Source organism: Desulfoscipio sp. XC116, assembly GCF_039851975.1.
GTDB lineage: Bacteria > Bacillota > Desulfotomaculia > Desulfotomaculales > Desulfallaceae > Sporotomaculum.
Genome location: NZ_CP156660.1, coordinates 2,140,046 through 2,157,454, shown reverse-complemented (window position 1 = coordinate 2,157,454; position 17,409 = coordinate 2,140,046). Strand labels below are relative to the sequence as shown.

Annotated in this window: 20 protein-coding genes; 19 read left to right on the top strand and 1 reads right to left on the bottom strand. The window is 49.0% G+C overall.

All coding sequences use genetic code 11. The annotated features are described in order from the left end of the window. Positions 1 to 10: 10 nt before the first annotated feature. The 13 genes from spoIVB to ABDB91_RS10275 all read left to right on the top strand — a co-directional run bounded on the left by spoIVB (position 11) and on the right by ABDB91_RS10275 (position 11,787). On the top strand, positions 11 to 1,192 hold the full coding sequence (gene spoIVB / locus ABDB91_RS10335; protein WP_347487554.1) for a SpoIVB peptidase: 1,182 nt from the start codon (positions 11 to 13) through the stop codon (positions 1,190 to 1,192). 137 nt (positions 1,193 to 1,329) lie between these two features. Next, positions 1,330 to 2,091, top strand: coding sequence for a sporulation transcription factor Spo0A (spo0A, locus tag ABDB91_RS10330; RefSeq protein ID WP_347487552.1), 762 nt, complete (start codon positions 1,330 to 1,332; stop codon positions 2,089 to 2,091). Between the two features lie 340 nt (positions 2,092 to 2,431). Beyond that, on the top strand, positions 2,432 to 3,553 hold the full coding sequence (gene steA, locus ABDB91_RS10325) for a putative cytokinetic ring protein SteA (protein ID WP_347487551.1): 1,122 nt from the start codon (positions 2,432 to 2,434) through the stop codon (positions 3,551 to 3,553). Positions 3,554 to 3,574: 21 nt separating this feature from the next. Further along, positions 3,575 to 4,453 (top strand): copper transporter, encoded by an 879-nt coding sequence (locus ABDB91_RS10320; protein ID WP_347487550.1) that lies wholly within the window; start codon positions 3,575 to 3,577, stop codon positions 4,451 to 4,453. A 79-nt stretch (positions 4,454 to 4,532) separates the two neighbouring features. Next, positions 4,533 to 5,210, top strand: coding sequence for a glycosyltransferase family 2 protein (locus tag ABDB91_RS10315; RefSeq protein ID WP_347487548.1), 678 nt, complete (start codon positions 4,533 to 4,535; stop codon positions 5,208 to 5,210). 15 nt (positions 5,211 to 5,225) lie between these two features. Continuing rightward, a complete protein-coding gene (locus ABDB91_RS10310) occupies positions 5,226 to 6,080 on the top strand; it encodes a hypothetical protein (protein ID WP_347487545.1) in 855 nt (284 codons plus the stop codon). 43 nt (positions 6,081 to 6,123) lie between these two features. After that, on the top strand, positions 6,124 to 6,819 hold the full coding sequence (locus ABDB91_RS10305; protein ID WP_347487543.1) for a hypothetical protein: 696 nt from the start codon (positions 6,124 to 6,126) through the stop codon (positions 6,817 to 6,819). Positions 6,820 to 6,868: 49 nt separating this feature from the next. Beyond that, the gene (locus tag ABDB91_RS10300; protein WP_347487542.1) at positions 6,869 to 7,090 is read left to right on the top strand and encodes a 4Fe-4S binding protein; all 222 of its coding nucleotides are present in this window, start codon (positions 6,869 to 6,871) and stop codon (positions 7,088 to 7,090) included. Beyond that, positions 7,083 to 8,147 carry a 3-methyl-2-oxobutanoate dehydrogenase subunit VorB gene (locus ABDB91_RS10295; RefSeq protein WP_347487540.1) on the top strand — a complete coding sequence of 355 codons (1,065 nt, stop codon included), beginning with the start codon at positions 7,083 to 7,085 and terminating at the stop codon, positions 8,145 to 8,147. Before ABDB91_RS10300 ends, ABDB91_RS10295 begins: the two co-directional genes overlap by 8 nt. Next, a complete protein-coding gene (locus ABDB91_RS10290; protein WP_347487538.1) occupies positions 8,147 to 8,899 on the top strand; it encodes a thiamine pyrophosphate-dependent enzyme in 753 nt (250 codons plus the stop codon). Before ABDB91_RS10295 ends, ABDB91_RS10290 begins: the two co-directional genes overlap by 1 nt. Beyond that, positions 8,899 to 9,444, top strand: a complete 546-nt coding sequence (locus ABDB91_RS10285) for a 2-oxoacid:acceptor oxidoreductase family protein (RefSeq protein WP_347487537.1) — start codon at positions 8,899 to 8,901, stop codon at positions 9,442 to 9,444. The genes ABDB91_RS10290 and ABDB91_RS10285 overlap by 1 nt, the downstream gene beginning before the upstream one ends. 118 nt (positions 9,445 to 9,562) lie before the next feature. After that, positions 9,563 to 10,708 carry a M20/M25/M40 family metallo-hydrolase gene (locus ABDB91_RS10280; protein WP_347487535.1) on the top strand — a complete coding sequence of 382 codons (1,146 nt, stop codon included), beginning with the start codon at positions 9,563 to 9,565 and terminating at the stop codon, positions 10,706 to 10,708. Beyond that, complete coding sequence (locus ABDB91_RS10275) at positions 10,705 to 11,787, top strand: DUF3866 family protein (RefSeq protein WP_347487534.1); 1,083 nt, start codon at positions 10,705 to 10,707, stop codon at positions 11,785 to 11,787. The genes ABDB91_RS10280 and ABDB91_RS10275 overlap by 4 nt, the downstream gene beginning before the upstream one ends. Here the strand turns inward: ABDB91_RS10275 and ABDB91_RS10270 are convergent. Then, on the bottom strand, positions 11,784 to 11,912 hold the full coding sequence (locus ABDB91_RS10270) for a hypothetical protein (protein ID WP_347487532.1): 129 nt from the start codon (positions 11,910 to 11,912) through the stop codon (positions 11,784 to 11,786). The genes ABDB91_RS10275 and ABDB91_RS10270 overlap by 4 nt on opposite strands. 79 nt (positions 11,913 to 11,991) lie before the next feature. Here ABDB91_RS10270 and ABDB91_RS10265 point away from each other — a divergent pair, with 79 nt between their 5' ends. The 6 genes from ABDB91_RS10265 (at position 11,992) to ABDB91_RS10240 (ending at position 17,329) form a co-directional block, all read left to right on the top strand. Next, positions 11,992 to 12,660, top strand: coding sequence for a hypothetical protein (locus ABDB91_RS10265; RefSeq protein WP_347487530.1), 669 nt, complete (start codon positions 11,992 to 11,994; stop codon positions 12,658 to 12,660). A 67-nt stretch (positions 12,661 to 12,727) separates the two neighbouring features. Further along, positions 12,728 to 13,360 (top strand): stage II sporulation protein M, encoded by a 633-nt coding sequence (spoIIM, locus tag ABDB91_RS10260; RefSeq protein ID WP_347487529.1) that lies wholly within the window; start codon positions 12,728 to 12,730, stop codon positions 13,358 to 13,360. Positions 13,361 to 13,384: 24 nt separating this feature from the next. Continuing rightward, positions 13,385 to 13,570: a hypothetical protein gene (locus ABDB91_RS10255; RefSeq protein WP_347487527.1), complete on the top strand. Its 186-nt coding sequence runs from the start codon at positions 13,385 to 13,387 to the stop codon at positions 13,568 to 13,570. A 158-nt stretch (positions 13,571 to 13,728) separates the two neighbouring features. Further along, positions 13,729 to 14,616 carry a site-specific tyrosine recombinase XerD gene (gene xerD / locus ABDB91_RS10250; RefSeq protein ID WP_347487526.1) on the top strand — a complete coding sequence of 296 codons (888 nt, stop codon included), beginning with the start codon at positions 13,729 to 13,731 and terminating at the stop codon, positions 14,614 to 14,616. Between the two features lie 83 nt (positions 14,617 to 14,699). Further along, positions 14,700 to 15,875, top strand: coding sequence for a phosphopentomutase (locus tag ABDB91_RS10245; RefSeq protein ID WP_347487524.1), 1,176 nt, complete (start codon positions 14,700 to 14,702; stop codon positions 15,873 to 15,875). Between the two features lie 152 nt (positions 15,876 to 16,027). After that, the gene (locus ABDB91_RS10240; RefSeq protein WP_347487523.1) at positions 16,028 to 17,329 is read left to right on the top strand and encodes a pyrimidine-nucleoside phosphorylase; all 1,302 of its coding nucleotides are present in this window, start codon (positions 16,028 to 16,030) and stop codon (positions 17,327 to 17,329) included. Positions 17,330 to 17,409: the final 80 nt, after the last annotated feature.

Sequence of the window (17,409 nt, the reverse complement as noted above, 5' to 3'; positions counted from 1 at the left end):
GGGCATTGATTTGCCGGGAGCTGTTATTCAAAACATAAGTTTAAACTTGCGCTCTGCTTCGGAAATTTTTTCGGTTGACGGTAATCAATACCGGGAGTTTACTTATGATCCTCAAAAAACACTGCCTGTGGCTTTAAAACCGGGACAGCTGGAAATGCAGGTCAAGCTGTTTGGTTTGTTGCCCATTCACCGGATGATGGTAGATGTAGTAGAAGCTAAAAGTGTCATACCGGGCGGCCAATCTATCGGTGTTTTGCTGCATACCGAAGGCGTAATGGTGGTTGGGGAAGCTGCCGTGGAAAAAGATGGCCGGAATTTTTTCCCGGCCCGGGCAGCGGGTGTTGCAGTAGGCGATTTGATAATAAAAATCAACGGTTCTAAAATAAACGGCGAAAATCAATTGCAGGAATTAGTTGATAAATACGGCAAGCAAGGTAAGGATATTGTTCTGCTGATTAAACATGGAAACAAAAATAAGCTGACTAAAATAGAACCTATCTTATGTGAAAAAACCGGTCGTTACCGCATTGGGCTATTTATTAAAAGCAGCACCGCCGGTGTGGGTACATTAACATTTTATGAGCCTCAAACTAAAACATACGGGGCACTTGGACATATGATTACTGATTTTGAAAGCGGTCATAAACTTAATCCGGTTGACGGTAAGATAGTTGAAGCAACGGTAAAAGGTTTACACCCCGGCAGAAAAGGAGCTCCCGGCGAAAAATTGGGGGTTTTTAAAGGAAAGAGCGATATTATCGGAAACATAGAAAGCAATACTAATTGCGGTATATTTGGTAAACTTCAAAAAGGTATCCGCAACCCCTATTACAGCCAACCAATACCACTGGCCATGAAATATCAGGTTGAGGAGGCCCCGGCCGAAATATTAACGGTATTGGAAGGTGATAAGATAGAAAAGTTTAATATAGAAATATTGGATGTATTACCTGCCGGTAATCATGGCAAAGGACTGGTTATTCAAGTTACGGATCAAGAGTTAATAAGGCGTACAGGCGGCATTATTCAAGGCATGAGCGGCAGTCCCATTATACAAAACGGCAGATTCGTAGGAGCTGTTACCCATGTGTTTATCAACGACCCCACCAAGGGATATGGCGTTCTGGCAGAAAATATGTTAAAGGAAGCAAAGCTATTAAATGTGAAGCATACGGAAAAGATAGCGGGATAGATTTAAAAATATTTAACAAAACAGTTAAAAATTAACAAAAAAGTTAAAAATAATTAGAGGTATTCCCTCCTCCACGTCGAAAGGTAATATTTAGAACGACTTAGATAAAAAAGTGTTTGTTAGGAGGCGGGAAATTCATGAGAAACGTAATTAAAGTACTATTAGCAGATGATAACAGAGAATTTTGTGAATTATTGAAAGAATTCTTACAACAGCAGGAAGAATTCAGGCTGGTAGGTATTGCACAAAACGGTTTGGAAGCGTTGGATTTAATTCAAGATGAAGCACCTGATGTTTTGGTTTTGGATGTTATTATGCCGCATTTGGATGGTATTGGTGTATTAGAAAAACTTAATGAATTTAAAAACAGGCCCAGGGTAATTATGTTAACAGCTTTTGGTCAGGAGAATATTACCCAAAGGGCTGTGGAACTAGGTGCGGATTATTATATTCTAAAACCTTTTGATTTTTCGGTGCTGGCCACTAGAATTAGGCAGCTGGCCGGTGGGTTTAAGGTTTCACCATATATTTCGGTGGCCAAGCCTAAAAATTTAGATGTTGCTGTTACAAATATAATCCATGAAATGGGTGTACCTGCACATATCAAAGGATATCATTATTTGAGAGATGCTATTTTACAAGTTATTGAGGATGTTAACCTGCTGGGGGCGGTAACCAAAGAGTTATATCCCATGATTGCACATAAATATAAAACTACTCCCAGCCGGGTGGAAAGAGCTATTCGGCATGCTATCGAGTTGGCTTGGGATAGGGGTAATATAGAAATGATGACCAAGTTTTTCGGCTACACCATTAATCTGCAGCGCGGCAAGCCAACCAATTCAGAGTTTATTGCCATGGTGGCCGATAAATTACGTATTGAAGCTAAAGTCAGTTAAATACCATAATATATAAACTTATAAAATTTATATTGAAAACCACAATTTAGAGACACCAATAATTTATTGGTTACTAAAAGTACAATAAATTAGCGGTGTTTTTATTTATGGTTGTGATATAATTTAATTTGGCTTAATTGACATAAGTCTCCCACTTCTATAAGCAGGAAACTTACGCCAACTAAGTCGTGTATTTGCGGTTCTAAAATTTAGGGGAAGTTGAATCTCCTCCCGAATCTAATAATTTGCTTCAAAAGGTTTACTGTGTATAATGTTCTATAAATGGCCTTGACGTAAATAAACAAAAACTGTAAAATGTTAGAATTAAGGCGGTGATTAAATGGCCACTAAAGGTACTGTACGGCTGGATAAAAAAACAAAACACCTGGTTAAACGTTTGCAGCCTGGTGATATTGCCGTAATCGATCACCGTGATCTCGACGAGGTAGCAGCTAATGCTTTGGTGGAAGCCCATGTAAAAGCGGTGGTTAATGTTAACACTTCCATGAGTGAAATATACCCCAATTGCGGGCCCTTAACCATAGTGGAAGCGGGCATCAAACTTGTGGATTGTACGGGTAGTGATTTGTTTGCCATATTAACGGAAGGCCAGGAAGTAGAAGTGAAAAATGGCCGGGTGATCTTATCCGGTACTGTTCTGGCAGTTGGCGAGGAGTTAACGGCTGATAAAATAAAACAAAAAATGGAGGCTACTAGAGCTAATATCGAAGGTGTGTTATCTCGTTTTGTACAAAACACCATGGATTACGCCCGGAATGAAATCGGCTTAATTTGCGGTGAATACAAAGTGCCGAATGTCTGTACTGTATTTAAGGAAAAACATGCTCTCATTGTTGTGCGTGGAAAAAATTATAAAGAAGATTTAAGAGCCATCAAGTCTTATATTGATGAAATAAAACCGGTATTAATTGGTGTTGACGGTGGGGCTGATGCCTTAACGGAGTTCGGTCTGCAGCCCGATATTATTGTAGGTGATATGGACAGTGTCAGTGACAAAACATTGTTATGTGGTGCTGAGCTGGTAGTACACGCTTATCCCGATGGTCGCGCACCGGGCATGGCGCGTCTGCAGGAATTGGGTTTGGCAGCATTAACCTACGCCGCACCCGGAACCAGCGAGGATATTGCCATGTTGATAGCCTATGAAAAGGGAGCTGAACTGATTGTAGCGGTAGGCACACATTCAAATATGATTGATTTCCTTGAGAAGGGGCGCAAGGGAATGGCCAGCACTTTTTTAGTGCGGGCCAAGGTTGGTTCGATATTAATTGATGCCAAAGGAGTGAGCAAGCTATATAAAAGCAGGCTGCGCGCCAAACATCTGGCCCCTATTTTTGTTGCGGCACTGTTGCCTGTCGTTGCTGTTGCTGTGATTTCCCCTTCAACCAGGGAATTGCTGCGCCTTTTGTTTATTCAGTTTCGACTATTGGTTGGAATTTAACTGAAATTAAGGTGATAGTTAATGATCATTGATTATAAATACCACATTGCTTCGCTGGTAGCTGTGTTTCTGGCTTTGGGAATAGGTATTTTGATAGGCAGTACTTTGCTGGGCAACGATGCGCTGATTGATTATCAAAAACAAGTTACCAATAAGTTGGAAGACCAGCTGCAATCGTTAAGGAAAACTAATGAAACAATACAGGTTCGGGCTAATACATTGGAAACAGACTCCAATATGCATCAACAATTTGAGAAACAAGTGCTTCCGGTATTGGTGGCCGGTAAGTTGGCCGATAAAAATTTTGCTCTGGTAGAGCTCAATAATTTTGGTTTTCCTCCGGAGCTTGCAGAGGCAATAAAAGATGCCGGGGGGCACGTTAATTCCGTTACTTCAGTCAACTCTATTGAAGATGAAAAGCATATAATCAGCATGTTGCAAAAGGATCTCGTGTGGCCGGTTACTACCGGCGACGAATTTTACAAAAGATTGGGCACCGAGATAGCTAATAACATTAACACCGGAGAAAACCAGGCGGTTATCAGCTATCTTGTGGAAAAGGAATTAATTAAAACCAGCGGTGAATACGGGGTGCCGGTGGATGGACTGATTATTGTCGGTGGCAGTTACAAGGAAAGCAATAGAAATATGCAGATTGACATATCTTTAATAGATTATTTTAGTGAATTAAACATCCCCGTTGTTGGAGTGGAGGAAACAGATGTCTCTTTTTCCTCGATGAAAGAGTACCAGCGCAAACATATTAGTACGGTGGATAATATAGACACTGCACCCGGTCAGATGGCTATGGTACTGGTATTGGGCGGACAACCCGGTCATTATGGAATTAAATCCACGGCACAAAAGCTGATGCCCGATATACCGGGCCAGGAGACTTAATTGGGGTCAATTTGCAATGCGATAAACGCTGCTGCAAGACAATGATAATGAAGATGGTCATGAAAGGAACGAGGAATAAATGTCCCCTAAGCGGGTTGCAGCCTTAATACCGGCCTACAACGAAGCAGAATATATTACCGCCACTGTTACGGCACTGGCGGCACTATCCGAAGTGAACGAGATTGTAGTGGTGGACGATGCATCCTCCGATTCCACTGCTGAACTTGCCGCGGCTGCGGGGGCAAGGGTAATTGGCCTGCCTTGCAATAGCGGTAAAGGTGCCGCGCTTAACAGGGGCAGCGAGCAAATTAGGGCCGATATAGTTATGCTGCTGGATGGTGATCTGGGTGATTCAGCCGGAAATGCCCGGTTGCTGTTGGAGCCTGTGCTGGCCGGGCGGGCCGATATGACTGTGGCTCACTTTCCGCCGCCCCGGATTAAAGGCGGTTTTGGCCTGGTTAAGGGCTTGGCCAGAAAAGGCATTAAATTTTATACCGGCCTGGAAATGCAATCTCCTCTGTCCGGGCAGCGAGTGATGACTCGTCAGGTAATGGATAAACTGTTGCCCTTTGCCTCGGGTTACGGGGTAGAGGTGGGGCTGACTATCAAAGCGGCCCGGGCCGGATTTAAGGTATTGGAAGTACCGGTGCCGATGACCCACGCGGAAACAGGTCGTGATCTGAAAGGCTTCTGGCATCGCGGCAGGCAATTCTGTCATATCGCGCGGGTACTGGCTAAAGCCGCGGTGGTTAAATAAGGTTCGAGGTGAAATATGAACTGGCAGCCGGAATTATATTATTTGCCGGTAGGTTTTGGTCTGGCTTTTTTTATAGCTTTAATCATAAGGGAAAAAATAATGAATATGATTGCCGGAGCTGACTTTGTGCGGCCGAATTTTAGGGGGGAAAGAATACCTCTGGCCGCAGGGGTTGTTTTTTTTATCTCTACGGCAACTGCCGTGACGCCCTTGTTTTTGTTATGGACGGCTGATTTGCGTGAGAAGGCGCTGCTTTATTTAATGGCTATGGCCGGGGCTGCTTTTCTAGGGTTGATGGATGACTTTTGGGGCAGCCGTGAGGCATCCGGTTTAACGGGTCATTTCAAAGCATTAATGCGGGGCCGTTTAACCACCGGCGCCTTAAAAGCGCTGGGTGGCGGTATACTGGCGCTTATTATAGGGGCGCAGCTTTATCCCGGAGACCTTTGGAGAATAATGGACAGCGCTTTGATTATTGCTCTTTCGGTTAACCTGGTCAATTTATTTGACTTGCGTCCGGGCCGGGCCGGTAAAGTTTTTGTATTACTTTACATAATTTTACTGCCCGCGGCGCTCGGGGGGGCGGAAGCGCTGATGGCCACCATGACACTGGGTGCTTTGCTGGCTTTTCTGCCTGCCGATTTGAAAGCTCGGGCTATGATGGGAGATGCCGGGTCCAATACGTTGGGTATGGTCATTGGTCTGACTGCCGCCGCTGCTTTGGAAGGGAACTACCGGATCGGTTATCTGACCGCTCTGGTGATAATGCACATAATAACTGAAAAATATTCGTTAACCAGGATTATTGCGGACAATTTTATGCTGAATTATCTTGATATGCTGGGACGGGAGAAGGAACCCGAAAGATAATGTCGAATAATTACTTGTTGGTCACTAATAGGAGTGTATGCTATTGCTCAGCGATGTTAAAAGAATTACCTTATTTACGGGCAATTTGGGCAGTGGAAAGACCGAGTTGGCTATCAACTTTGCTCTTTGGCTGAAAAAACAATATGCACGGGTTGGTATTGTGGATTTGGATATTATCAATCCATACTTTCGTACCAGGATAATGCGTGAAGAACTGGAAAAAATAGGTTTGCGCGTGATCTGCCCGCCGGGGGAACTGGCGGGCGCTGATGTGCCCGCCCTGCCATCGTCTATTTTAGGTGTTTTGGAAGACGAGCGGGGTCAGGGCGTTTTTGATGTGGGCGGCGATGAAATAGGAGCTACCGCGCTGGGCCGTTTTAAACCATATCTGCCCGATGGGTCATATAACATGTTTTTTGTAGCCAACGCCTGCCGGCCCTTTACTCGCACAGCGGAGGGTATTATTGAAATGCTGCGGTCGGTAGAGAAGGCATCCCGCTTGCAGGTTAGCGCTCTGGTAAGTAACACCAACCTGGGTTCCGACACCGAACCGGATACCATTCAGGCCGGCCACGCTATTATTGAGGACGCGGCCCGGCAATTGGGTCTGCCTGTGACCTTCCTGGCAGTGCACAGCCCGCTGGCCCGGGAAATGACCGTGCGTATGCCGGATACACCGATATTTCCTATCGAAAAAAACATGATGCCTCCCTGGGCTGCGGGGTCAGGCTTATTCTAATTAGTTTGTTTGGATATTTATCATTTATGGATTAAGGGAGGGGCTCTTTTTGGCGCAAATAACATTTCGGGAAGATCGCTGCAAAGGTTGCCAATTGTGCACCGCAGTATGTCCCAAACAGTTAATTAAGATGGCTGGGCACATTAATGTAATGGGCTTTCACCCGGCCACTGTGGAAGAACCCGAAAAATGCACCGGGTGTGCACTGTGTGCCCGCATGTGTCCAGATTTGGTGATTGAAGTGGCAAAGGAGGAAAAGAAGGTTGGCTAAAGTATTGATGAAAGGTAATGAAGCAATCGGGGAAGGCGCCGTACGGGCCGGTTGTCGTTACTTTTTTGGTTATCCCATTACTCCGCAGAGCGAATTGCCGCATTATCTGGCCAAGCGTATGCCCCAGGTGGGCGGTATATATCTGCAGTCGGAAAGCGAAACAGCGGCGGCTAACATGGTCTTTGGCGCCGCCGGTGCCGGTGCCCGGGTGATGACATCATCTTCGGGTCCGGGTATCAGCTTGATGCAAGAGGGTATTTCTTATCTGGCCGGTGCTGAGCTGCCCTGTGTAGTGGTGAATATGATCAGGGGCGGCCCAGGCCTGGGTAATATAGCTCCCGCTCAGTCTGATTATTTTCAGGCAGTTAAAGGCGGTGGGCACGGTGATTACCGGCTGATCTGTCTGGCTCCGGCATCAGTGCAGGAAATCATTGATTTAATGCAGGATGCCTTTGACTTGGCGGATAAATATCGTAACCCCGTGATGCTGCTGGCTGACGGTGTTTTGGGCCAGATGATGGAACCGGTGGATCTGGGAGACGAAATACTAAGACAGGCACCGGAAAAAGAATGGGCGGCCACGGGACGTAAAAAAGGCGGTCCCAAACGATTGATCAACTCGTTATATATCGTACCGGAGGATTGTGAACAGCATAATATCAGGTTATCACAAAAATACTCTGTCATAACCAAAGAAGAGCAGCGCTGGGAGGAATACCGGCTGGATGATGCCAAACTGGTCATAGTGGCCTTTGGCACTTGCGCCAGGATTTGTAAGGCTGTCATCGACCGCGCCCGGGAAGAAGGACTGGCGGTTGGTTTAATCAGGCCTATTACAGTATGGCCTTTTCCCAACGATGTGTTGTCCAGGGTAAGGGAAACCGCCGAGCAATTCCTGTCCGTGGAAATGAACATGGGACAAATGGTGGAAGATGTGCGACTGGCAGTGGAAGGCAGAAAGCCGGTGCACTTTTACGGACGGGTGGGCGGCATGATGCCCGTAGCCCGGGACGTGCTTGAAGAGGTTAAAAAACTGTACAACGGGGGTGCGGTATAATGAAAAAGATTTTTACCAGGCCGGAGGCGCTGACAGATTTACCTTTTCACTACTGTCCGGGCTGCACCCATGGCATTGCCCACCGCTTGGTGGCTGAGGTTATTGATGAAATGGATATCTACGAGCGGGCGCTGGGCATAGCGCCGGTGGGCTGTTCCGTATTTATATATAATTATCTGGATATTGATATGTATCAGGCGGCCCATGGACGGGCACCGGCGGTGGGTACAGGCATCAAGCGGGTACTGCCCGACCGGCTGGTGTTCACTTATCAGGGCGACGGCGACGCGGCCGCTATCGGTACAGGCGAGCTGGTGCATGCGGCGGCCCGGGGTGAAAAGATAACCGTACTTTTTATTAACAATGCGGTTTACGCCATGACCGGCGGGCAAATGGCGCCGACCACGCTGCTGGGACAGAAAACCACTACCACTCCCTACGGTCGGGATAAGGATGCCAACGGTTTGCCCGTCAAGGTTTGTGAAATGCTGGCGCCCCTGGACGGCAGTGCCTATCTGGCCAGGGTTTCCCTGCACAATCCCAAGCATATCATGATGGCTAAAAAAGCTATTCGCAAAGCATTTGAAGTGCAAATGCGCGGCGACGGGTTTACTCTGGTGGAAATACTCAGCTCCTGTCCCACCAACTGGGGTCTGCCTCCTTTGGAAGCGCTAAAATGGTTGGAGGAAAAAATGATTCCTTATTACCCACTGGGTGAGTACAAGACTCCGGCGGAGGAGGTTCAGATATAATGTTCGAGGGTATTTTAATTGCGGGTTTTGGCGGGCAGGGTGTCTTGTCCACAGGCCAGTTGCTGGCTTATGCCGGAATGATGGAGGATAAGCACGTGGCCTGGATTCCCTCCTATGGTCCGGAGATGCGCGGCGGTACGGCCAACTGTGGTGTAACTATTTCCAGCGAGCCCATCAGCTCACCGGTTGTCAGCGAGCCTACCGTGCTGATAGCTATGAACCGGCCTTCCCTGGAAAAATTTGAGCCTACTGTGGTGCCGGGCGGGCTTATTTTAGTGAATAGCTCGCTGATCAGTATTAAAACCACACGCTCCGATGTGCGCACCGTTTACGTGCCGGCCAATGATCTGGCCGAGGAACTTGGTAACGGTAAGATAGCCAATAATATCATACTAGGTGCACTGCTTGAATTAACCGGCGTGGTATCCGGCGATGCCGTTCTGGAATCGCTGAAAAAAGTGCTGCCGCCTAAACGTCACAATCTAATTCCCATCAATGGCGAAGCACTCGAAAAAGGCTGTCAGTTGGCCAGAGGGCAGGCTTAAGCTTTTCTTGGACAACTATATATTATCCTTTTCATAACCGCCAGTAACCCGGCATTTTACAGTTGGGCTTCCGGCGGTTATTATATTAGTAACATTAGTTTGCAAAGGTGGGGTTCCATTGATAAATAGGGAGCGGTTGGTGGCTGAGTTTATGGAAATGGTGCGGGTGGACAGCGAAAGCCGGCGGGAAGCCCGTATGGCCGCGCTGCTGACAGAGAAGCTGCGGCGCTTGGGATTTACTACTTACGTGGACGATGCCGGACCTAAAACCGGCTCGGACACAGGTAATTTAATCGCTCGGCGATCCGGCAGCGCGGATGCGCCCGCCCTTATGTTTTCGGCTCATATGGATACGGTATCGCCGGGGCGCGGCATTAAGCCGCTGGAGGAAGACGGTATCATACGCTCAGCCGGAGCTACCGTGCTCGGCGCCGATGATAAAGCAGGCGTTGCCGCTATATTGGAAGCGGTGCGGGTTTTGCAGGAACAAAAACTGCCGCATGGCGACTTGGAGCTGGTGTTTACCACATGCGAAGAGGTGGGTTTATCGGGCGTCAAGTTCCTGGATTTCCCCCGGCTTAAGGCCCGGATGGGCTATGTGCTGGACAGCAACGGCCCGGCCGGCACTATTATCAACCGGGGACCTTCCCAGGATGAGATATATGCTGAAATGCTCGGCGTGGCGGCACACGCCGGTATCAACCCGGAAGACGGGGTCAACGCCATACAGGTGGCATCACGGGCTATCGCAGCTATGCAGCTGGGCCGCATTGACCACGAAACCACTGCCAATATAGGTATCATTTCCGGCGGTGTGGCTATTAATATTGTACCCGAAAAAGTAATGATCAAAGGTGAAACGAGAAGCCTGCAGGAACAAAAACGTATTAAACATACTAAAATTATCTGCGAGACATTGGAACGAGCGGCCCGGGAGGGCGGTGCACAGTTGGAGGTAAAAGTGGAAAATATTTATCCCGCCATGGCAGTGCCGGAAGACTCTTTAGTCGTGCGGCTGGCCCAAAAGGCGGCCCGTGACATAGGCTTGCAGCCCGTGGTTAAAAGTACGGGCGGCGGCAGCGATACCCATATATTTAACGAACATGGCATATTGTCGGTAAACCTGGGCATTGCCATGCAGAAGGTGCATACCACCGATGAATTTATAACTGTTGAAGATCTGGTCATGGATGCCGCTTACGTGCTGGCCGTCATCAATGCCGCGACAGCCCGGGCGGCCGGGAAGGGAGCATCGGCATTTTGATCAGGACACGGCAGGGCCGGGTTCTAACCGTTAGGACCCGACGGCGGAATATGACGGAATTAACGGTTCAAATACCGGGGGAGCCGGAGCGGAAAGCTTACAACTACGATTTGCTTACCGGCCCGGTGGAAACCGGGGACATTGTGGTGCTGAATACCACAGCCGTAACCAAAGGGCTGGGCACGGGCGGCGCCCATTTTGTGATGGCTAACGTTTCCAGGCCGGAGCATAATGCCCGCCCGGCCGGGCACATTATGAAACTGCGTTACAGCCCGTGCCAGGTGAAAGTGCTGGCAGCGGAAGAACCGGACAGCCCCGACGCCGACATTATCAAAAATACCGCCTCTCTGGATGGTATACCGGTAGTGGTGGGCACGCTGCATAGTATGCTGGCGCCCGCGGCTGCGGGCGTCAAAACCGCCACCGGCGGCCGGGCCCGGGTGGTATATGTGATGACGGACGGGGCTGCCTTACCGCTGCCCTTAAGTAACCTGGTGCACGACCTGCAGACCAAAAGCCTGCTGGACGCCACTGTTACTTGCGGCCATGCCTTTGGCGGCGACTGGGAGTGTATCAATATTTACACCGCGCTGCTGACGGCAAAGGCAGTGGCCCGGGCGGATGTAATAATTGTAGCTATGGGGCCGGGTATTGTGGGCACTGCTTCGCCGCTGGGCTTCACGGGTGTGGAACAGGGGGAAATAATTAACGCTGTGAATATACTGGGCGGTCGGGCGGTGGCCATTCCCCGCATTAGTTTCGCCGATGCCCGGGAAAGGCACCGGGGCATCAGTCACCACACTGTAACTGCTCTGGGTAAGATAGCCCTGACTTCCTGCACGGTGGTGCTGCCCGAGCTGGCTGATAATCGACAGTGGGCATTGATACGGGACCAGCTAAGCCGGGCCTGGCCGGCGGATAAGCACCGTCTGGTGCGGCAAGAGGGCGGGCCGGCTTTGGCGGAATTGGAGCACCGGGGGATCAAGGTTACTTCCATGGGGCGTACGCCGGAAGACGACCCGGCCTTTTTCCTGTCTGCCGGTGCGGCGGGCATTTATGCGGCCGGGCTGCTGATCTAATGCAATGCCGAGGCGATAAATTGCCGCAGTGTGGCTTTGGATTCCGACCAGGGGCGTATTAATAGCTTTAGCTCGCTTACCTTACCGCTAAAATACAATCCATCTTTGGATATAAATATGCGCATTCAATAATGTCCTCCTTAAAATTCAAATGCATCATTTATTTTTATGCGTAAAACATTTTATTATGCCGGGGGAAATAACATGAGAATACCCATTGTTAAAATGAGCGTCAATGCCAGCGGAGCGGCCGCCGCCGCCGGACAAGGAGATGTGGTGGTGATAGTGGATGTTATTGATATGTCCACTACTCTGGAGGCCGCTTTGGACGCGGGTGCGTGTGCCGTGTTCGGGGCCGCGCCCGACGGGGCTGCGCCGCCTGTGTCCATAGACCCCGCTGCTATTGGTTGGCTAGCCGGGCGGGCAGCCCGGGAAAAGAACACCGGGGTAGTTTTGATAGCCGAACCCCGGGTGGGTACGGATGACGAGCGTTTAAACAAAATCACCGGGGTGGTCGGCGGTTTGGCTCGGGCTGGGGTTGAAATATCGGCTGTGCTGCCCAATATTGGCGCTGAAACGCCCAAACTGTATAATCTGCAAAACCAGGTGGTCATAGCCGCCACCGCCACCGGGGGGGTGGCCTATGATGCTGCCGTTAAAGCCGGGGCAGCGGCGGTGCTCACAGGAACAGTGGCCAGGACCATGCGGCAAAAGGGGTCCGCACCGGCGCGCGCCGCGGCCGCCCGGGCCATTCGAAAAGCCCGGGCGCTGGATGCCGGCATCACGGTAGTGGCTGCCAGCGGTAATTCACTGGAGGATGTACTGGCGGCTGAATACATTACCCGTACAATTATTGACGATTTTTTGCACTAAGTCATAATCGGCGCCGTACCGCTCATATATATAGGCATGGACAGGTTGCAAAAAAGGAAGCGGTGGTATGGGTTACATGCGCCGGTTAATGACTGACTCTCTCCGGCAAAGCTGGTCGCTTTATTGTATTGTGATAGCTATTTTTAGTGTTGGCATATTGCTTGGTTCGCTGGGGGTCAATACATTGCAAGAGGAACAAACCAGGGAATTGCAGCGCTACCTGCAATCTTTTTTAGCCCAGGCGGCGGCAATAGAAGTAGACCGGGCTCAAATGGTCAGAGGAGCACTTTACGATAATTTACTGGTGGGGTCGGTAATCTATATGCTGGGTTTAACCATTATCTGCCTGCCCCTGGTGTTGGCGCTAATTTTTTTCCGCGGATTTGTGCTGGGATTTACCATAGGTTTTTTAACCGCGCATCCGGATTGGCGGGAGTTTGTTATTGTCCTTATTTCCATGCTGCCGCAAAATATACTTTACATTCCGGCGCTGATTATCGGTGGCACGGCTTCGCTTTCCTTTTCCTTGCTGTTAGTTAAAAGATTTAACAATTCACAAACTCGTGTGGCTCCCCAGTTTGTCGGTTATTCTTTAATTATGGCCGGTTGTTTGACAGCCTTTGCGCTGGCTGCTCTGGCGGAGGGATATATTACGCCGGAATTAACCAGGCTTGCGGCCTCGTTTGTGGTTAACCGGTAATAAAAACCAAGGAGGCTTACGGCAATGTTTTTTGTGGTGGTTTCCCGGGTTAAGGATAAAGTATTGTTATTTGCCCGCCTAGTGTTGGTGATGTGTATATTGTGTATTATAATCGCCCAGTTGTATGGGGTGTTCAAGGCCAACTGGATTGAACACGACAAAACAACCAATGAGCCTTTGCGGGTAGAATGGCATTTGGGCTGGGAATAATCTTCCAGCACTTATGGTTTGTGTTCGGACAGGCTCTTTATGTTCGAGCAATCTCTTATAGAAAAAAGCAGCCCCCGGAGGGCTTTTTTGTTTGCCTTTCAAAAGGAATAGATCAACAAGATGTGGAATAGCTGAATATAAAACGGTGGTGTTAGAATATGGAAAAATATATCCGGTACTTTTTAAATTATCTGGCCCTGGAAAGGGGACTGGCCCAAAACACAATTACTTCTTATGCCCTTGATTTAAAGCAGTTTAAATCTTTTTGTATGCGGCGTCAGGTGATGGCTGCCGGGCAGATTGACCGTGTTTTAGTGCTAAACTATCTTTTGGAATTAAAAAAAAGTGGTCGTTTGCCCGCTACCGTATCCCGGCATATGGCGGCGCTCAGGGTTTTTTGCCGTTTCCTTGTGGATGAGCAGGTGCTGGGCATTGATCCCATGGCCAACCTGGAATCTCCGGGCCTGCAAAAAAAGTTGCCCGGCGTGCTGGCCCAGGAGGAAGTGGAAAAATTACTGGCCCAGCCCCGGGTGGGCAACCCGGCCGGACTCAGGGATAAGGCTATGCTGGAATTGATGTACGCAACCGGTATGCGGGTGTCTGAACTTTTAGCGCTGGACTTGGAGCAGGTGGATTATGAGCGGGGCTTTGTCCGCTGCCTGGGTAAGGGTGCCAAAGAGCGTATTATACCGGTAGGCACGGTGGCCAGAAATTTTTTAACGGAATACCTGCGACGGGGTAGGGCAAAAATAACTGCAAACAAAGGGGAAAACGCTCTTTTTTTAAATATGCGGGGCAAGCGTCTTACCCGCCAAGGTTTTTGGAAGATTATCAAAAAATATGCTTTAGCGGCGGGTATAGATAAAACAATAACTCCGCATACACTGCGCCACTCCTTTGCCACTCATTTACTCGAAAACGGCGCCGATCTGCGTGCCTTGCAGGAAATGCTGGGTCATGCCGATATTGCCACCACTCAGATATACACACATTTGACCGATACCAGATTAAGGGATATATATAACAAGCATCATCCCCGGGCCTAAAACCCGGGTGGGCTACGGCTTATTTAACGTTTCAATCAGCTTTTCCACGAACATAAAAATTATAACTAAAGGAGTAAAATTAAATGCAGCTAAATAGAAAAGTAATTATTATTGTGTTGGATAGCGTCGGGGTTGGTGAACTGCCGGATGCCGGGCATTACGGTGACAGCGGCAGTAATACGCTGGGCAATTGCTCCCGGGCCGTGGGTGGCCTGAAAATGCCCAATTTAGAGCAAATGGGCCTGGGGCGTTTGACTGAAATACAGGGCGTGCCTCCGGCGGATAATCCAACCGCGTGCTACGGTAAAATGACTGAGCTTTCCCCGGGTAAAGATACCACTACCGGGCATTGGGAAATTGCCGGTATTGTATTGGACAGGCCCTTTCCGGTGTTTCCCGGCGGCTTCCCGCCTGAAATCATCGAGCCGTTCAAACAAAACATCGGCAGGGATATACTGGGCAATAAGGCAGCCTCGGGAACAGCGATTATTGACGAATTGGGCGCAATACATATGCAAACCGGCAGCCCTATTATATATACCTCCGCTGACAGCGTATTTCAAATCGCTGCCCATGAAGAGGTGGTTCCGCTGGAGGAATTGTACCGGATGTGCCGGACAGCCAGGGAGCTGCTCACCGGTAAGTACGCGGTGGGCCGGGTGATTGCCCGGCCGTTTATCGGCTCGCCGGGTTCATTCAAGCGTACAGCCAACCGCCACGATTATTCCCTTATTCCGCCCCGTCCCACGGTGCTGAATTTATTGCTGGATAATGGATTGACTGTGGCTGCGGTGGGCAAAATCAAAGATATTTTCGCCGGTCAGGGAATTTCCAGTTCGGCGCATACCAATAGCAACATGGATGGGGTGGATAAAACCCTGGCTTTAATGCGGGAGGATTTTAGCGGTGTTATTTTTACCAACCTGGTGGATTTCGACCAGCTTTACGGACATCGCAACGACCCTCGCGGTTATGCCGGTGCTCTGGAGGAATTTGACCGCCGGGTGCCGGAAATAATGAGAGCCCTGCGCCCCGCGGATGTGCTCATATTAACCGCGGACCACGGGTGTGATCCCACCACCGCCAGTACCGATCACTCCAGGGAATACGTACCGCTTTTGGTCGCCGGCCCGGGTATCAAAAAAGGAGTTGACTTGGGTATCCGCGCCGGTTTCAGCGATGTGGCAGCCTCCGTGGCCCGGTTATTCGGACTAAGTTTTGATACCGGCGAAGAGTTTGTCACTGCTGTTGCTCAATAAAGATTTCTAAAGAGCTTGCCCAAGGCAGGCTTTGGCGCCGGATGTTGAGAGCAGATTCCTAGAGGCCGGCAGTGGTGTTTGCTTAAGTTTAACAGCTATCTTGCCGGTTATCGACTGTGTGGATCAATTTACCTGTGCGGGGGGGCATCGGTATGAGAATGGTGGATTTGATACAAAAAAAGCGCGATGGCTTTAGTCTGACTAAAAAAGAAATAGATTTTATAGTTGGCGGGTTTACCGGTGGAGCGATTCCCGATTACCAAATGTCCGCCTTTTTAATGGCTGTATATTTTCAGGGCATGGATATGCAAGAAAACACCTACTTGACCATGGCTATGGTTAATTCCGGAGATATTATGGATTTATCAGGCATACAGGGTATTAAGGTGGATAAACATTCCACAGGGGGCGTGGGAGATAAAACAAGTTTAATCGTTGGACCGCTGGCAGCCGCGGCAGGTGTTCCGGTGGCTAAAATATCCGGTCGGGGTCTGGGGCATACCGGTGGCACTATAGATAAGCTGGAGTCAATCGAGGGCTTTCATGTGGAGCTTTCCCGGGAAGAATTTGTCGAACAGGTAAACAGGTATAAAATTGCTATCGTAAGTCAAACGGGTAATTTGACCCCTGCCGATAAGAAGTTGTATGCGCTTAGGGACGTTACAGCCACGGTAAATTCCATTCCTTTAATTGCCAGCTCCATTATGAGCAAAAAAATTGCCTCGGGGGCTGATGCTATTGTACTTGACGTTAAGGTGGGCTCCGGCGCCTTTATGAAAACTTTGCCCGATGCCAGGAAACTGGCAAAAACCATGGTACAGATAAGTAAAGGTTTAAATAAAAAGACCATTGCAATTATCACGGACATGTGCCAGCCGCTTGGTTACGAAGTAGGCAACGCCAATGAAGTTAAAGAAGCTATAGAAGTGCTTAACGGTAGAGGCGAGGCAGGTCTGGTTAAAGTTTGTCTAACGGTAGCCGCCCATATGACGGTGGCCGGCGGTATTTATGCGGATTTTAAGCGGGCCTACAATGCCTTGGCCGAGATGCTGTCAGGCGGTGAGGCCATGTATAAATTTGAACAATTTATCAGAGCGCAGGGCGGCCGCGCGGCAGTGGTGAATAACCCTGATCTGCTGCCTCAGGCCCAAAATAATATGGAAGTAAAGTCCGACGCGGCCGGTTATGTTCAAAGTATTGCTGCCGATGCGGTGGGCACCGCGGCTATGCTGCTGGGTGCCGGAAGGAAAATAAAAGATGAACAAATAGATAATGCCGCCGGTATATCCTTGAAGAGAAAGGTTGGGGATGAGGTGCGGCCTGGAGATGTGCTGGCTGTTTTGCACAGCAATCGTACCATAAACCCACAAATCAGCCAAATGCTGAGTCAGTCATTTGTCATTGGACCTCGGAGGCCTGAAGAAGTGCCGGTTGTATATGATGTTATAGAGTAATTCTTAAAAAAGCTAATATATTCTTGATGTCGCGCACACTATCGCCCCGCATAACTTTTACTCAGTTCCACATAATATTT

What these genes read in the sequence shown, in the direction of transcription:
- ABDB91_RS10265 (WP_347487530.1), top strand. Translation starts at nt 11,992, where the DNA reads ATGAGAATACCCATTGTTAAAATGAGCGTCAATGCCAGCGGAGCGGCC.
- ABDB91_RS10240 (WP_347487523.1), top strand. Translation starts at nt 16,028, where the DNA reads ATGAGAATGGTGGATTTGATACAAAAAAAGCGCGATGGCTTTAGTCTG.
- spoIIM (WP_347487529.1), top strand. Translation starts at nt 12,728, where the DNA reads ATGGGTTACATGCGCCGGTTAATGACTGACTCTCTCCGGCAAAGCTGG.
- xerD (WP_347487526.1), top strand. Translation starts at nt 13,729, where the DNA reads ATGGAAAAATATATCCGGTACTTTTTAAATTATCTGGCCCTGGAAAGG.
- ABDB91_RS10320 (WP_347487550.1), top strand. Translation starts at nt 3,575, where the DNA reads ATGATCATTGATTATAAATACCACATTGCTTCGCTGGTAGCTGTGTTT.
- ABDB91_RS10270 (WP_347487532.1), bottom strand. Translation starts at nt 11,912, where the DNA reads ATGCGCATATTTATATCCAAAGATGGATTGTATTTTAGCGGTAAGGTA.
- ABDB91_RS10255 (WP_347487527.1), top strand. Translation starts at nt 13,385, where the DNA reads ATGTTTTTTGTGGTGGTTTCCCGGGTTAAGGATAAAGTATTGTTATTT.
- spo0A (WP_347487552.1), top strand. Translation starts at nt 1,330, where the DNA reads ATGAGAAACGTAATTAAAGTACTATTAGCAGATGATAACAGAGAATTT.
- ABDB91_RS10310 (WP_347487545.1), top strand. Translation starts at nt 5,226, where the DNA reads ATGAACTGGCAGCCGGAATTATATTATTTGCCGGTAGGTTTTGGTCTG.
- ABDB91_RS10290 (WP_347487538.1), top strand. Translation starts at nt 8,147, where the DNA reads ATGAAAAAGATTTTTACCAGGCCGGAGGCGCTGACAGATTTACCTTTT.
- ABDB91_RS10285 (WP_347487537.1), top strand. Translation starts at nt 8,899, where the DNA reads ATGTTCGAGGGTATTTTAATTGCGGGTTTTGGCGGGCAGGGTGTCTTG.
- steA (WP_347487551.1), top strand. Translation starts at nt 2,432, where the DNA reads ATGGCCACTAAAGGTACTGTACGGCTGGATAAAAAAACAAAACACCTG.
- ABDB91_RS10315 (WP_347487548.1), top strand. Translation starts at nt 4,533, where the DNA reads ATGTCCCCTAAGCGGGTTGCAGCCTTAATACCGGCCTACAACGAAGCA.
- ABDB91_RS10245 (WP_347487524.1), top strand. Translation starts at nt 14,700, where the DNA reads ATGCAGCTAAATAGAAAAGTAATTATTATTGTGTTGGATAGCGTCGGG.